Origin of the sequence: Paenibacillus dokdonensis (assembly GCF_004916975.1) — a bacterium.
GTDB classification, from domain to species: domain Bacteria; phylum Bacillota; class Bacilli; order Paenibacillales; family Paenibacillaceae; genus Paenibacillus_AQ; species Paenibacillus_AQ dokdonensis.
Genome location: NZ_STGQ01000001.1, coordinates 689,233 through 703,551, shown reverse-complemented (window position 1 = coordinate 703,551; position 14,319 = coordinate 689,233). Strand labels below are relative to the sequence as shown.

Here is a 14,319-nt window from a genome sequence, read left to right as displayed (position 1 = left end):
AAGGACAGTTACTGAAATTGTTCCGTATGAACAACCAGTTGAAAGTCCTTTTTCACCCCTATCTTACATCAACACTAACACTTTGGCACCGAGATTAATCACCTGAATCAGGCATTGTATTTTTGGACAATAATCCTTTGAGCTCTTTCATGAACATATTGATATCCTTGAATTGCCGGTACACGGATGCGAAGCGCACGTAAGCCACTTCGTCCACGGGATATAGCTGCTCCATAACCAGTTCGCCGATCTGGCGGCTTTCCACTTCCGCTACGGCTGTATTCCGCAGCGCCTTCTCTACCTCTGAGACGATGGCTTCCAGCTGTTCCACGGAAACAGGACGCTTCTCACAGGCACGGATGAGACCGCGCAGAATTTTATCCCGGCTGAATTCCTCACGGCTTCCGTCCTTCTTGATGACGATCAACGGCGTTTCCTCCACCATTTCAAACGTCGTAAAGCGCCTGCTGCATTTCTCGCATTCGCGTCTGCGGCGAATCGATTTATTATCATTGGCCGGACGGGAATCCAGCACCTTGGTGCCTGCATAATCACAGTACGGGCATTTCATGCAAACTCACTTCCTTTATCATTCACAATGGTATTTACATTCCGGCTTAATCACACTTAAAAGACGGTAAAGCCGCCTCCTATAAGGCCGCACGGGAAATAACTTATATTTCCAATCAAAAATATATAAAAAAAGTTATGAAGATTCAAATTTTGAGACATAATACTTTTACCAACAGCGAGGAGGTGAACATCAATGGCTCAAAACAACAGTTCTAACAACCTGGTAGTAACTAAAGCTACCGCAGCCCTCAACCAAATGAAATATGAAGTTGCCCAAGAGCTGGGTATCAGTATTCCTCAAGACGGATACCAAGGTAACATGACTTCCTATGAGAACGGTTCGATCGGGGGATACATCACAAAACGTCTTGTAACCCTGGCTGAACAACAACTGGCTGGTCAATTCAAATAATACATCTGTATTCAAGGAAGTATTGAGGCGGCCCAAAAGCCGCTTCAATACTTCTTTGCTTGTCTACTCAGAAATCGCTGTAAATACGTGTATATTGATTATAATAATAAACTACCCGTTGTATGTAGTGCCTCGTCTCCCCGATCGGAATGTTCTTCACGGATTCCAGAGTCCCATCCCAGACTCCCTTTTTAAGCCATCCGTCTACTTTACCAGGCCCCGCATTATAAGCCGCAATAACCGCAATCCGGTTTCCTTTGAACTGGTTAGTCAGGTTATTCAGGTACCAGGTCCCGATTTCGATGCTGGACTCCGGCTTATGCTTGATGTGATCCATCGTAACTTCCGGAATCCTAGCCTGTTCCATTGCCCATTGGGCTGTATCCGGCATAAGCTGCATGAGACCAAGTGCTCCCTTTTTCGATTCTTTACCTAGCTTGTAGTTGGACTCCACCCGGATGATGGATGCAATCAAAAAAGGATCTACATTATAACGCTCGGATTGCTCTCTGATATTTTCCTTATAATAAATGGGATAAAACCAGGACATCCAGTTGGTGCTGAAGAAGAGGACAACGACAAAACCGAGAAACAGTACGAGAAGAACTCTCTTTTTGCGTAAAAATTGTAAGTACTTCATGCGTATCCTGACTGAATCCAGAAATCATCAATTTGACGCTCCGTTAGTTCAGCATCTCCGCTGTTATCAATCACAATATCGGCCTTCATCTTCTTTTCTTCAATATCCATCTGCGACCCGATCCGTGCTGAAGCCTCATCTTTGCTCAATTGATTGCGCTGCATTAAGCGCTCCAGTTGAATGACCCGCGGGGCATATACCACCATGACACGTTCAAACATATGCTCAAGTCCCGATTCAAACAATAAGGGAATATCCACAACCACAAGCCGGTTCGGGTGCTCCCGTTCCAGAGACTCCATCTGCTTACGGATTTCACTGCGGATCGCCGGATGCGTAATATCATTTAAAGCTTGACGCTGGGAAGGATCATGGAAAACAATATCCCCCAGTTTTTTTCTGTCTAAAGTACCATCCGCAAGAAGCACAGCTTGTCCAAAATGATCGGCAACGGCCGTCAAAACGGGATGACCCGGGAGCATAACCTCCCGGGCGATTACATCAGCATCAACAAGCAGGGCTCCCTTGTTTATCAAGAGAGCGGATACGATGCTTTTTCCAGTCGCTATACCTCCGGTTAACCCGATATTCATGCGCTAAACTCACCTCATAACAGCTTTATTATTCCCATGGCTATTAATAATAACGCCGGAAGAGCCGTAAAATGCCGCATCCATGATCTGGACGCAAACCGGAAGCCGGTCTTCATGCCGATCACTAAAAAAGTACCGCTGAACAGCGCGATGACAAGGGCCGTCCAGATAGGTGAGAATCCGAGCAGTGCAGCCCCGAGGCCCGCTCCGAATGCATCCAATGAGAGTGCAATCCCGAGCCACATCGCTTCAAAACCCGAAATACTTCCAGATTTGTCAATATCGGCTGATGACGGCGTCCGCAGAATGCGGATCACAAGTCCAAGCTTGCGTATTTCCAGTGAAAATACGGTTTGCTCAGTCTCCTTCACTAAGACTGCTGGAATCTGTGCAGCCTTGATCGTTACGGCATCTTTATCCTCACGGCTCTTTTCTTTCTGAATCAGAAGCTGAATCAAAGACCAGGAACCCATAATAATCAATATGACAGCTCCGACGATGGATGCGGCATCAGGTGATACCACCCTGGCCAAAAGCACGCCCACCTGCATCGATATATAAATGATGACACCGGAACATAATGAAATGATCACTACGGACAATGGTGAGATCTTCATCTGCCTGAGTCCATATGTAATCCCGACACCAAAACTGTCTAAGCTTAAAGCAAATGCAAGCAGGAGCAGTGTAAAGACATGACTGAGCACCCCTGGTTTCCCTCCCCTTGATGAAACGGTCCAGTCCGAGCCTGTTTGGAAAGAGAGGCCCTTGACGTTCCGATTCCCTGAAGTTCAATTCAATCTTAGTATATGGGAGGGACAAACAAGGGGTGCACGCCCATGCTTTAATTTACTTTTAAGATGTGGTTCAATTACTTTATCGACTGGCATACCGGACAGTAATGAGTTCCCCGGCCGCCGACAACGGATTTTTCGATGATCGTTCCACAGGTCTGACAAGGTTGGTTTTGACGTCCATAAATCTTGAGCTGATGCTGGAACATTCCCATCTCACCTTGTCCATTGACATAGGACTTAACGGAAGAACCTCCGACTTCAACCGATTCCGCCAAGGTCGCTACCACAGCCTGATGCAATTTACGGTACTGCTCGTCCGTAAGCGTGTTTGCCAGCTGCTCGGGATGAATGCCGGCTCTGAAAAGAGACTCATCCACATAAATATTCCCGATGCCGACCACATATGCCTGGTTTAACAATACCGCTTTGATTTTCGTTGTCTTGCCCGCCAAGACTGCTTTGAACTTCTCGACGGTAAACTCGGGATCCAACGGCTCAATTCCCAGTTTTGACAACGGAGGAACGGTAAACTCCTCCCCAGGATTGAACAGATGCATCGTACCGAATTGGCGCACATCCTTGTACCTTAGCTCGGTTCCATCGTTAAAATGGAAAATAACATGCGTATGCTTCTCCACTGGCTCGGAGCTTTCGTATAAACCATAACGTCCTTCCATCCGCAGATGTGAAACCAGGACCAAATCGTCCAGCAGAATACGCAAAAATTTACCACGGCGCTCCACATTTTGAATGGTATGTCCTGCAAGCATAAAAGCAAACTGATCTATATCGTCAGGGCGCTGAATAATCCGCGCCAAATTTACGGTAACATGGTCAATGACTTTACCTTTAACCAATTGGTTTAATGTTCTTTTGACTGTCTCGACTTCCGGTAATTCCGGCATGATGACTTCACCTCATCCCCATTATAACGGAAGTTAGTGCTCTATGGGGCATTATTTCGCTTCGTACCAATTCATTCCATAGCTGACATCCGCTTTCAGCGGCACAGACAAGGCCAGCGCCTTTTCCATCGTTTCAGGCACAAGCTTTTTCATCAGCTCCAGCTCATCCGCTGGCACCTCGAATACAAGTTCGTCATGCACCTGGAGCAGCATGCGGCTCTTCAGCTTCTGCTCTGCGAGTGCAGCATCCATATGAACCATAGCGAGTTTAATAATATCCGCCGCGGTGCCCTGGATCGGTGTATTCATCGCGGTACGTTCAGCGAAGGAGCGGAGATTAAAATTGCTGGCATTAATTTCTGGTAAATAACGTCTTCGTTCCAGCAGCGTAGTCACATAGCCGTCCCGCTTCGCGTCTTTTACGATGTCGTCCATATAGCGGCGCACCCCGCCGAACGCATCAAAGTACTGGTCGATAAAGCGTGCGGCTTCCTTCCGGGTAATGTTCAGGTTCTGGGACAATCCGTAATCACTGATACCATAGACGATACCGAAATTGACGGCCTTGGCCGAACGGCGCATGTTCGAATCCACTTCCTCGGCTTGAACACCAAATACATCCATAGCCGTCTTCGTATGGATATCCATATCATGCAGGAATGCTTCCTTAAGACCCGTATCATCAGAAATATGTGCAAGCACGCGCAGCTCGATCTGCGAATAATCGGCTGCGAGGATATACCAGCCCGGCTCGGATGGCACGAATACCTTACGGATTTTGCGGCCTTCCTCAAGACGTATCGGAATATTCTGCAGGTTAGGGAATTGACTGCTCAGGCGTCCGGTGGCAGCAATCGTCTGGCGATAGTACGTATGCACTTTGCCTGTTTCCGAAGAAATCTCCTTCAGCAGACCTTCGACGTATGTCGATTGAAGCTTCGCAATCGTCCGGTACTGCAGAATCAGGCGCACAATATCATGATAGGGCGCAAGTTTTTCCAGTACTTCGGCATCTGTGGAATAACCGGTCTTCGTCTTTTTGACGACAGGCAGACCCAGCTTTACGAACAGGATCTCTCCAAGCTGTTTAGGGGAGTTCAGATTAAACTCCGTTCCGGCAATCTCATAAATCTCTTCAACCAAGGTTTTGATTTGGGATTCAAATTCCTTGCCCAGATCCGTCAGGTCATTCTTGTTTACGGATATCCCTTGCTTCTCCATATCCGCCAGGATACGTGACAATGGCATCTCTAAGTCATGAAAGAGCGAAGCCATTTCATTGCCTTCCAGCTCTCTTTCCTGCAGTGGGATCAGATCCAGAATGGCAGCGCCCTTGGCAGCCAAATGCTTGCTTAGCACGTCCGCTTCAGGCACCTTGTATTTTGCACCCTTGCCAAAGACATCCTCATCGGCAGCCAGCAATTGCAGTCCATGCTTGTGAGCAAGAGCGTGGATATTCTGATTGGAATCCGTCGGATCCAGCAAATATGCTGCTAACTGAACATCAAACGATGCACCCGCAAACGCAATGCCCTGCCAATGCAGCGCCAAATCTGTACGGTGCAGATCATAACCGCGCTTTGGAATATCCTGATCTCCGAGCCATTTCCGCAGCGGTTCCGCCGCTTCAGCCTTCAGCAGCTCGAACGGAACATAATAGTGCTCCTCTGGAGAGGAGAAGATCGTACCGATCACCTCGGCGCGGTGCGGATTCTCCCCGTTCGTTTCCACATGCATGACTTCTATCGTATCCAGCGCATCAACCAATACACGGATATGATCCATATCCATGACTTGAACCTTAATCTCCTTCGCAGGAGCCTGCTCCTGTACCGGTTGATCACTACTGCCGCCGTCTGCCTTGAAGGACAAGCGTTCCAGTAGAGATTTGAACTCCAGCTTTGCGAGCGCAGGACCTGCTGTATCCTCCTTCAAGCCATCAAAATTCATGTCGTCAAAGGACTTGTCCAGCGGAACTTCCCGGTAGATTGTCGCCAGTTTCTTACTCATCACGGCGTCGTCCGCATGGGTTTCAATTTTTTCTTTCATTTTACCTTTGAGTTCACCGGTATTAGCCAGCACTTCCTCGACCGAACCAAACTGATGAAGCAGCTTAAGCGCAGTCTTCTCACCAACTCCCGGAATACCCGGGATGTTGTCAGAGGCATCGCCCATAAGCCCTTTTAGGTCTATGATCTGCAGCGGTGTCAGGCCGTATCTTTCTTCGATCTGTTCCGGTGCATAGGTCTCAATCTCCGTAACGCCTTTACGCGTAAGTCCAACCTGAACATGATTCGAAGCTAGCTGCAGCATATCCTTGTCCCCGGTTACAACGAGAATCTCATGCCCTGCTTCCTCCGCAATTCTTGATACCGTACCGATAATATCATCCGCTTCGTATCCGCTCAGCTCAAACTGCGAAATGCCAAATCCCTGCAGCAGCTCTTTCAGCAGCGGAAACTGCTCAGACAGCTCCGGCGGAGTCTTTTCACGGCCACCCTTGTATTCCTGGTAGCCTTCATGGCGGAACGTAATTTTCCCGGCGTCAAAAGCAACCATCATATGTGTAGGTTTATGATCCTCAATAAGTCGCAAAAGCATATTTGTAAACCCGTACACGGCATTCGTGTGCAGTCCCTTGGTGTTCGTTAATGGGGGCATCGCAAAAAATGCCCGGTAAATGATACTGTTTCCATCAATAAGAATCAGTTTGCTCATATAGCACCTTCCCTTTTTAAACTTCCTTCATTCATGAAAACTTTCAATCGATGTTATACCTTTTAATATCTTAACACATGACCCTTCATTCTAGAAAAAAATCAGGCAACGCATCTGCTTTTTCATTACAGTTCCTAAAACACAAAAACACCGGAAAGAATGATTCCGATGTCTTCATGATACTTCAACTATTCAAATACCGGATTTACCGGTTTAAGTCGGGGCGCTTTCCCGTTACCAGGTACACGGCGCTTTCCCCAATATTGGTCGCATGATCGGCGATCCGTTCAATATAACGTCCGACCAGCGTAAGGAGTAACGCTTGCGGCATCGAATCGGGATTGGATCTCATATGACCGTATAATTCCGTTAAAATCTGGCTGTACAGATGATCAACCTGATCATCGTCCTGGGCCATTTTATAAGCAAGATCCGTATTTTCATCCAAATAAGAAGTAATTGCCTCTTCGATCATGACTTTAACAATGTTGGCCATTTGCGGGATATCAATCAGCGGTTTAATCAGCTTCTCCCCTTGCAAACGCAATGTCACTTTGGCCACATCCAATGCCAGATCGCCCATACGTTCCAGATCACTGGATATTTTAAATGCAACGAGTATTCTGCGAAGATCCTTGGCAACGGGCTGCTGGGTGACAATGAGCCGCGAACCGATGTCCATAATTTCTTCTTCCATTAGATTGAGCTGAGCATCTGCCTGCACGATTTCCTGCGCTTTGACACAATCCTGTGTTTTCAGGCTTATGACCGCGCCATCGAGCGCTTCAACCACATGCTCTCCCATTTTAACAAGCAGCGAGCGAAGCTGCTCCAGATCCTGATCCAATTCTTTTCTCCGAATCATGGCTGATGTTTCCCCCTATAAAATGTATTGTTTCTTCATCTATCAGCCGAAACGACCGGAGATATAATCCTCTGTTCTGGAGTCACGCGGATTACTGAACAGAGCGTTGGTCTCATCCGCTTCGACGACCTCCCCATTAAGGAAGAACACCGTGCGGCCGGAAACACGGGCAGCCTGATGCATGTTATGCGTAACCATAACGATCGTGTATTTCTCCTTCAGCTCCTGCACCAGCTCCTCGATCTTAAGCGTGGATATTGGATCGAGTGCTGAAGTGGCTTCATCCATCAGAAGAATATCCGGTTCTACCGCAAGTGCTCGTGCGATGCAGAGGCGCTGCTGCTGCCCCCCGGACAAGCTAAGCGCAGAACGCTTCTGATAGTCTTTGACTTCTTCCCAGAGCGCTGCTTGACGCAAGCTCTCTTCGACAATCTCATCCAACGTTTTTTTATTGCGGACGCCGTGAAGACGCGGACCATAGGCAATATTGTCATAGATGGATTTCGGAAACGGGTTTGGCTGCTGGAACACCATCCCGACACGCTTGCGAAGCTCCTCCACGTATATATCCTTACCGTAGATACCTGAGCCGCCAATTTTGACGGACCCTTCGATCCGAGTGCCGGTAATCATATCATTCATTCGATTCAACGTACGCAGTAGTGTGGATTTTCCGCAGCCAGATGGGCCGATAAAGGCTGTAATCGTCTTTTCAGGAATATCCAGATTTATATTTTTCAAGGCATGGAACTGTTCATAGTATAGGTTCAAGTCTTCGATTTCGATGATTTTTTCCATTTCCTAATCAGGTCTCCTTATCGTTCAATGGGACATCCCTTTGTTCTCTCGTCAATAGTGCTGGACCTGTGACTCTATTGATTGTATAACCTCTATGTAAAAGCTGTGTGCCACAATTGTAAACTCTGTGTAAAATGTGAGCTTCTTCTCTTCCTTTTACTTCCTTTATGTTAGCGTGCGCTCCAACTCCACCTTCACACCAAGCGCTTGTTTGGCGGTATCTCTGGCCATTTGATGTACCGATCGGCCGGTCTTTTCCACATGCCCGACGGCTTGCTCCAGCTCGCCAAACATACGGCTCCCTTCGGTCAGCTGCGCTGCTCCTGTCTGGATCTGCCGGACTCCCGAAGCCGTTAATGATCCGGTCTCTGTGGCCGATTGGCTGATGCGCTCCAACAGTCCGGAAATATCCGCAGCCAGCCGCCGGGTCTGCGCTGCGAGTGATCTTACCTCGGCCGCAACAATCTGAAACCCTCTGCCCTGGCTGCCTGCATGAGCAGCCTCAATGGAGGCATTGATGGCAAGCAGGCCGCTTCGATCCGCAAGCTCAGCAATACCCTGGGTAAGAGAGGATATCTTACCTGCATCCTCGATCAGCTCAGATACCTGCTTTTGATTCCGGTTCATATGTATAACGGCTTCCGCATAGGATTGGCCTGCTTCATCCAGCTTCAGCCTTCCCTCCGTCGTCCATTCCTTCATACGGAGGCACTCCTCAAGCGTAAGGCTGGCCGCTTCCGCAACTTTACCCAGCGACTGCTCCATGCCGCTCACATGGAAGTAGTTCTCCGAAATGGTGTGCTTGCGCTGCTCCTCCGCCTCGGTCTGCAGCAGTCCCGACATCATTAATAAATCCTGAACAGTTAGGACACCAGCGAACCGGCCCTCCTCCGTCACAATCACGCAATCATAAAACCGGGCTTCAGGTCTTTCCAGTGCGCGCTGAATCATATATGCCGGATCTTCACCGATCTCCACAATCAGAATATCCTCTTCAGCGAATTTCTCCACAGAACGGTCAAAATATAAATCCGCGGCAAAACGGCCCGTCAATCTCCGGTAAAATGCATCTTTCATCACCAATCCTTCCGGATGCATATCTTCACCACAAACGACCAGGCATGGAATATGAGGCTGCTCCTTCAGTATACCTAGTGCTTCCCTGCAGGTGACTTGCGGAGTTAATGCAGGCACGGCTCGGCAGCTCCCGGCGGCAGAAAACCCCCTCTCTGACGGCGCGTGGGCAGCTGGCACTGCTGTTTCCTTCCGTATGGGGTCTGTGATCAAGTTCATTACGGTTGATTGCTTTTGTTCATTGATGTTGGTTCTGTTCTCAGCTTGCAGAATGCTCAAGATTGACTCCCCCTCAGAACTCCTCTTTAGCCGCATCATAACGCTGAATTATTAAGGGTGGATTCGGCTGGGGTAAATGGTTTGTAAAAAAAAGAAGCTCTCATCATGATTCCTGGGGATGAGAGCTTCTTTTTTTATTAATAACCAGTTTATATCCCACACCGCGTATGGAATCAATATGCACAGATTCCGGATCAAGCTCGAGCTTTTTACGGAGCGAGCTGACATGGACATCCACCGTCCGCTGGCCTCCAATATAATCAAAACCCCAAACGGCATTCATCAGATCATCTCTGGTCAATACCACTCCCGGCTTGCGTGCAAGGTAAAGCAGTACTTCGAATTCCTTCGGTCTTAAACTGATGCTGGTGCTGCCTAGCATGACCTCGTACTTTTCCGGATAGATCTCCAGCTGTCCAAGCCGAATTGCAGAATCCGAGGTTTCAGGAACCTCTTCTTCCTTCGCTCCCGAGACGCGCCGCAGTACCGTGCCTACACGGGCGAGCAGCTCAGATACGCCAAAGGGCTTGGTGATATAGTCGTCCGCACCCAGCTTGAGACCTTGTACGACTTCTTCTTCCGCATTTTTCGCAGTCAAAATGATGACCGGAGTCGCGATGGCTTTCGCTCTCAGCTTACCCAGAATATCAAATCCATTCATTCCCGGCAGCATCAAATCCAGTACGATCAAGTCAAATGGCTCCTGTACAACACGCTCAAATCCGGATGTTCCGTGATCCTCAATGGTGACTTCATAACCTTCCTGCGTCAGATTATAGGATAGCAATCTGGCCAGGGTCGGTTCATCTTCAATAACCAGCAATCGCTGTGTCATTTAATAAATACCCCCGTTCTACAAAAAACAATGGTTTCGGATACTGACAAGCCCATCGTAACACCCAAATGTTAACCCTGTGTAAACATGAGCAGGCAGTAAGGCACCTTTTTTAAAAAGTTATGAATTTGTAATCGCAAGTTTAACGGCCCTTGTTAATCTTATTCCTGCAGCATCGGCAATTCAACCGTAAATGTGGTTCCGATGCCAAGTTCACTATCCACGGATATTTCTCCACGATGCTGATCAACCAGATGCTTAACTATCGAAAGTCCGAGTCCGGTGCCGCCTGAGCTTCGCGACCTCCCTTTATCGACCCTGTAGAACCGTTCAAAAATACGCGGCTGGTCTTTTTTCGGTATGCCAATTCCTGTGTCAGACACTTTGATAACAACCTTTTCGGAACCCTCAGTGTCCTGGAGGTCCTGAACGGTTAGATCTACTTTCCCGCCATCTTGTGTATAGCTTACTGCATTGGATAACAGATTAATGAGAATCTGGCGCAGCTTATCCTCATCCGCCTCCACAAAGAGCTCTTCCGGAATATCGGCATGAAGCGTAATCCGTTTTTTCTCGGCGACTGTAGCCATCGCATCGATGATAGACCCGCAAAAAGAAGCTAAATGAACAGGCGCATAATCCATCGGTGAGCGTTTGGATTCAATTTTGGACAAATCCAGAATATCGCTGATTAAACGGTTCAGTCGCTCGCTTTCATCGTATATGATTTGCAGGAAGGATCTGGCCGTTTCTTCATCCTTCACACCACCCCCGAGCAGCGTCTCGGAAAATCCCTTGACAGCTGCCACCGGCGTTTTCAGCTCATGGGATACATTTGCCACAAATTCGCTGCGCATATTCTCAAGCCGGCGGATTGCAGTGACATCCTGCAGAAGAAACAGCATTCCCTTAAACGCCTGTTCCTCCCCGTACATAGGCACTCCGTCCAGATGAAGAATGGTCTCCTCCGGCCGAAAGACGCTCCGTTCCTCATGGATAAATTTCCGCTCGGTGATGCCGTCCTTTATCAGCCGGGTCAGCTCGTAGTATTGCTTAAGCTCGTTAATGGAACGTCCATTCAGCTGGCCGCCTCGGACATTCAGCATTCCTTCTGCTGCCGGATTGATTAAAGCAATGCGGCACTCCGCATCTAACAGAAGAATCCCGCTGGTCATGTTGTCCATGACGCTCTGCAGCAAATCCTCATTATCCCGTATCGTTTGCAGCTGATTCTGAAGGCTGTCGGCCATGCCGTTAATCGCCTTGGCCAGCTCTCCAATTTCATCCTTTCGGTGCATGTTGACTCTGGCATCATAATCCAGACGAGATATTCTGCCTGCCACTCTTGTAATCTTCTCAAGCGGTGAGGTCAGCCCAGCCGCTACACGGTAACTGACAAGAGCAGCCACGATGAACAAAACAGCCAATCCTCCGGCCATCAGCGTCCATCCCTTGCGTACGCCCTCATCAACGGATGCAAGGCTCACGGATAACCGGATAAAACCCTCGTATTTTCCTGCTGAAACGACTGGCACCGCAACGTACAGCATGTCCTCCTGAAGCGTCGAGCTGTAGCGGATGGCATGTCCTGAACCGCTTTTAGCCGCATTAACGATCTCTTCACGTGAACTATGGTTATCCATATGAAGTGGATCGCTTTCCGAATCCCCGATGACAGTTCCATCTTTCGATATAAAAGTAACCCGTGAGTCGGTAAGTGCAGACAGCTCTCTGGATTGTCGGGTAAAATAAGTCACTGCATCTTCTCCAGCTTCCGAACGAAAATCAAAGGTATGGCTCAGCAGCTTGATCTCCCGGATCATATTATCTTCCAGCACGGAAATATGGGATTTTTTAAATACCTGGGCCATTGTAATGCCTGCGCCCACCATGGAAATCCCGATCATAATCATTAAAATCAGGGTGAGTCTTATACGAAAGGGTCTCATTATTGCCGTCTTCCTTTTCATGAGTTTTCATTTCATTTTTCTTCTTTTATCCTATCTTGAAACTGTAAGGATGAAAAGTTTATTTTCCCTTCAGGTGATTGCTGCTTAGAACAACCATTCACTTGCGGTAGCCCGTTAATCCGGCATAAGAGTATAATAATAGCGAAATGTTAAGACTGGATAAATCCTGCCATATTAAAAAGGAGAGAATTTCATTGAACTTCCCGTTAGCCGCTTATATGTACCGACTGCAATACATCAGGCGCTGGAGCCTAATGCGCAGTACGACAACCGAAAATGTAGCAGAGCATTCCTTTCATGTTTCGCTCTTAACCCATATGCTCTGCCTGATCGGCAATACTTATTATGACCGGAAACTGAATGCGGATCATGCTGCAACGATTGCTTTGTATCATGATGCTGCTGAGGTATTCACTGGTGACATTGCCACACCTGTCAAGCATAATAACCCGAGGCTGCTTGCAAATTTTCGTGAGATGGAGAACATTGCGGCTAAGCGACTGGCTGCGATGGCGCCGCCTGAACTGCAGTCGATATATGCCAATCTCCTTCGCCCCGATTCCGAGGAGGAAGAGCAGATGGAGCTGCTTCGCTACGTCAAGGCTGCGGACTGCCTGGATGCATATCTGAAATGCGCCTTTGAAGTCGCTTCAGGCAATCGGGAATTTGCTGTAGCCAAAGAGCAAACCCTGGCCAAGGTGAAACAGATGCAGCTCCCTGAAGCTTTCTGACACATATGGCTCCGAGCTTTGAGATGTCTTTGGATGAGCTGTCCCAGCTTACTTCGGATTCAGACTAAAAAGGTTGAGCAGATGATCTGCTCAACCCTTTTTTCTATAGGGGGATATTCCAACGAATCAACCGTTAACAATTTCCCCGCCATTCACATGGATGACCTGGCCGCTCACATACGAAGAATCATTGGAGGCCAGGTAAACGTAGGCAGGAGCCAGCTCTTCCGGCTGTCCCGGACGCTTCATCGGCTGTGTTGAACCAAATTCACTTACCTTCTTGGCATCAAACGTCGATGGAATGAGTGGTGTCCAAATTGGACCTGGGGCGACTGCATTTACGCGAATGCCTTTTTCTACAACGTTCATGGACAAGGAACGTGTAAAGCTGACGATAGCTCCTTTGGTAGACGAGTAGTCAATCAACGTCGGGTTGCCTTTATAGGCTGTAATCGAGGCCGTATTGACGATAGAGCTTCCGCTCTTGAGATGCGGCATAGCCATCTTCGTCATATTGAACATCCCGAAGATATTGGTCCGGAACGTGCGCTCCAGCTGTTCCTTCGTGATGTCCTCAATTTTTTGCTGCGGATGCTGTTCAGCTGCATTATTGATCAGGATATCCAGTCCGCCGAGCTCTTTCACTGACTGATTGACGGCTTTTTTGCAAAACTCCTCATCGCCGATATCACCGGCAATCAGCAGACATTTTCGTCCCTCCTGCTCCACTTGATGCTTCGTTTCCTTCGCATCCTCATGTTCATTTAAGTAAATGATCGAAAGGTCAGCCCCTTCTTTGGCAAAAGCCACCGCAACAGCGCGTCCGATGCCGCTGTCACCACCTGTGATGATTACTTTCTTACCTTTAAGCTTACCTGCGGCCATATAGTCACTCGGCTCATATTTCGGGAGCGGATTCATCTCCGACTCGATTCCTGGCTGTTGATTTTGATGCTGCGGGGGCAGTGTTTGTTTGCTCTGTGAATTTCCTGACATCATTCATTCTCCTTCCATGCTTTCTTATTTTTTCCGATTCCTATAGCGTTGCACAGGATTACATTCCCATATTAGGATGGCATAAATTAATTCCTTTATTCTTCTGACGGTTTTTACTTACCACATTCAGCTG

At 48.1% G+C, this 14,319-nt stretch carries 14 protein-coding genes; 2 read left to right on the top strand and 12 right to left on the bottom strand.

Features of this window, described 5'->3' with window-relative positions:
• Nucleotides 1-94: 94 nt before the first annotated feature.
• On the bottom strand, nucleotides 95-571 hold the full coding sequence (gene nrdR / locus E6W40_RS03365; RefSeq protein ID WP_136604189.1) for a transcriptional regulator NrdR: 477 nt from the start codon (nucleotides 569-571) through the stop codon (nucleotides 95-97).
• Between the two features lie 195 nt (nucleotides 572-766).
• Here nrdR and E6W40_RS03360 point away from each other — a divergent pair, with 195 nt between their 5' ends.
• Nucleotides 767-985, top strand: a complete 219-nt coding sequence (locus E6W40_RS03360; protein ID WP_136604188.1) for an alpha/beta-type small acid-soluble spore protein — start codon at nucleotides 767-769, stop codon at nucleotides 983-985.
• A gap of 67 nt (nucleotides 986-1,052) precedes the next feature.
• Here E6W40_RS03360 and E6W40_RS03355 read toward each other — a convergent pair whose 3' ends face one another.
• From E6W40_RS03355 to pnpS, 10 genes are all read right to left on the bottom strand, one after another.
• Nucleotides 1,053-1,625 (bottom strand): lytic transglycosylase domain-containing protein, encoded by a 573-nt coding sequence (locus E6W40_RS03355; RefSeq protein WP_136604187.1) that lies wholly within the window; start codon nucleotides 1,623-1,625, stop codon nucleotides 1,053-1,055.
• The gene (gene coaE, locus E6W40_RS03350; RefSeq protein ID WP_136604186.1) at nucleotides 1,622-2,218 is read right to left on the bottom strand and encodes a dephospho-CoA kinase; all 597 of its coding nucleotides are present in this window, start codon (nucleotides 2,216-2,218) and stop codon (nucleotides 1,622-1,624) included. The genes E6W40_RS03355 and coaE overlap by 4 nt, the downstream gene beginning before the upstream one ends.
• 14 nt (nucleotides 2,219-2,232) lie before the next feature.
• On the bottom strand, nucleotides 2,233-2,925 hold the full coding sequence (gene ytaF, locus E6W40_RS03345) for a sporulation membrane protein YtaF (RefSeq protein WP_136604185.1): 693 nt from the start codon (nucleotides 2,923-2,925) through the stop codon (nucleotides 2,233-2,235).
• 164 nt (nucleotides 2,926-3,089) lie between these two features.
• A complete protein-coding gene (mutM, locus tag E6W40_RS03340) occupies nucleotides 3,090-3,920 on the bottom strand; it encodes a DNA-formamidopyrimidine glycosylase (protein ID WP_136604184.1) in 831 nt (276 codons plus the stop codon).
• Between the two features lie 51 nt (nucleotides 3,921-3,971).
• Nucleotides 3,972-6,638, bottom strand: coding sequence for a DNA polymerase I (polA, locus tag E6W40_RS03335; protein WP_136604183.1), 2,667 nt, complete (start codon nucleotides 6,636-6,638; stop codon nucleotides 3,972-3,974).
• A 205-nt stretch (nucleotides 6,639-6,843) separates the two neighbouring features.
• Nucleotides 6,844-7,503 carry a phosphate signaling complex protein PhoU gene (gene phoU / locus E6W40_RS03330; RefSeq protein ID WP_136604182.1) on the bottom strand — a complete coding sequence of 220 codons (660 nt, stop codon included), beginning with the start codon at nucleotides 7,501-7,503 and terminating at the stop codon, nucleotides 6,844-6,846.
• 42 nt (nucleotides 7,504-7,545) lie between these two features.
• Nucleotides 7,546-8,301 carry a phosphate ABC transporter ATP-binding protein PstB gene (pstB, locus tag E6W40_RS03325; RefSeq protein WP_136604181.1) on the bottom strand — a complete coding sequence of 252 codons (756 nt, stop codon included), beginning with the start codon at nucleotides 8,299-8,301 and terminating at the stop codon, nucleotides 7,546-7,548.
• A 165-nt stretch (nucleotides 8,302-8,466) separates the two neighbouring features.
• On the bottom strand, nucleotides 8,467-9,654 hold the full coding sequence (locus E6W40_RS03320) for a methyl-accepting chemotaxis protein (protein ID WP_168928809.1): 1,188 nt from the start codon (nucleotides 9,652-9,654) through the stop codon (nucleotides 8,467-8,469).
• Nucleotides 9,655-9,757: 103 nt separating this feature from the next.
• Complete coding sequence (locus E6W40_RS03315) at nucleotides 9,758-10,489, bottom strand: response regulator transcription factor (protein ID WP_136604179.1); 732 nt, start codon at nucleotides 10,487-10,489, stop codon at nucleotides 9,758-9,760.
• A 161-nt stretch (nucleotides 10,490-10,650) separates the two neighbouring features.
• Complete coding sequence (gene pnpS / locus E6W40_RS03310; protein WP_136604178.1) at nucleotides 10,651-12,438, bottom strand: two-component system histidine kinase PnpS; 1,788 nt, start codon at nucleotides 12,436-12,438, stop codon at nucleotides 10,651-10,653.
• Nucleotides 12,439-12,653: 215 nt separating this feature from the next.
• Here pnpS and yfbR point away from each other — a divergent pair, with 215 nt between their 5' ends.
• A complete protein-coding gene (gene yfbR, locus E6W40_RS03305; protein ID WP_342774674.1) occupies nucleotides 12,654-13,190 on the top strand; it encodes a 5'-deoxynucleotidase in 537 nt (178 codons plus the stop codon).
• A gap of 126 nt (nucleotides 13,191-13,316) precedes the next feature.
• Here the strand turns inward: yfbR and E6W40_RS03300 are convergent, their stop codons facing one another.
• A complete protein-coding gene (locus tag E6W40_RS03300) occupies nucleotides 13,317-14,186 on the bottom strand; it encodes an SDR family oxidoreductase (RefSeq protein WP_136604177.1) in 870 nt (289 codons plus the stop codon).
• Between the last annotated feature and the right edge of the window lie 133 nt (nucleotides 14,187-14,319).

Bases quoted from the DNA above. Each gene is read 5' to 3' on its own strand.
- nrdR (WP_136604189.1), bottom strand. From the start codon at position 571: ATGAAATGCCCGTACTGTGATTATGCAGGCACCAAGGTGCTGGATTCC.
- E6W40_RS03360 (WP_136604188.1), top strand. From the start codon at position 767: ATGGCTCAAAACAACAGTTCTAACAACCTGGTAGTAACTAAAGCTACC.
- E6W40_RS03355 (WP_136604187.1), bottom strand. From the start codon at position 1,625: ATGAAGTACTTACAATTTTTACGCAAAAAGAGAGTTCTTCTCGTACTG.
- coaE (WP_136604186.1), bottom strand. From the start codon at position 2,218: ATGAATATCGGGTTAACCGGAGGTATAGCGACTGGAAAAAGCATCGTA.
- mutM (WP_136604184.1), bottom strand. From the start codon at position 3,920: ATGCCGGAATTACCGGAAGTCGAGACAGTCAAAAGAACATTAAACCAA.
- polA (WP_136604183.1), bottom strand. From the start codon at position 6,638: ATGAGCAAACTGATTCTTATTGATGGAAACAGTATCATTTACCGGGCA.
- phoU (WP_136604182.1), bottom strand. From the start codon at position 7,503: ATGATTCGGAGAAAAGAATTGGATCAGGATCTGGAGCAGCTTCGCTCG.
- pstB (WP_136604181.1), bottom strand. From the start codon at position 8,301: ATGGAAAAAATCATCGAAATCGAAGACTTGAACCTATACTATGAACAG.
- E6W40_RS03315 (WP_136604179.1), bottom strand. From the start codon at position 10,489: ATGACACAGCGATTGCTGGTTATTGAAGATGAACCGACCCTGGCCAGA.
- pnpS (WP_136604178.1), bottom strand. From the start codon at position 12,438: ATGAGACCCTTTCGTATAAGACTCACCCTGATTTTAATGATTATGATC.
- E6W40_RS03300 (WP_136604177.1), bottom strand. From the start codon at position 14,186: ATGTCAGGAAATTCACAGAGCAAACAAACACTGCCCCCGCAGCATCAA.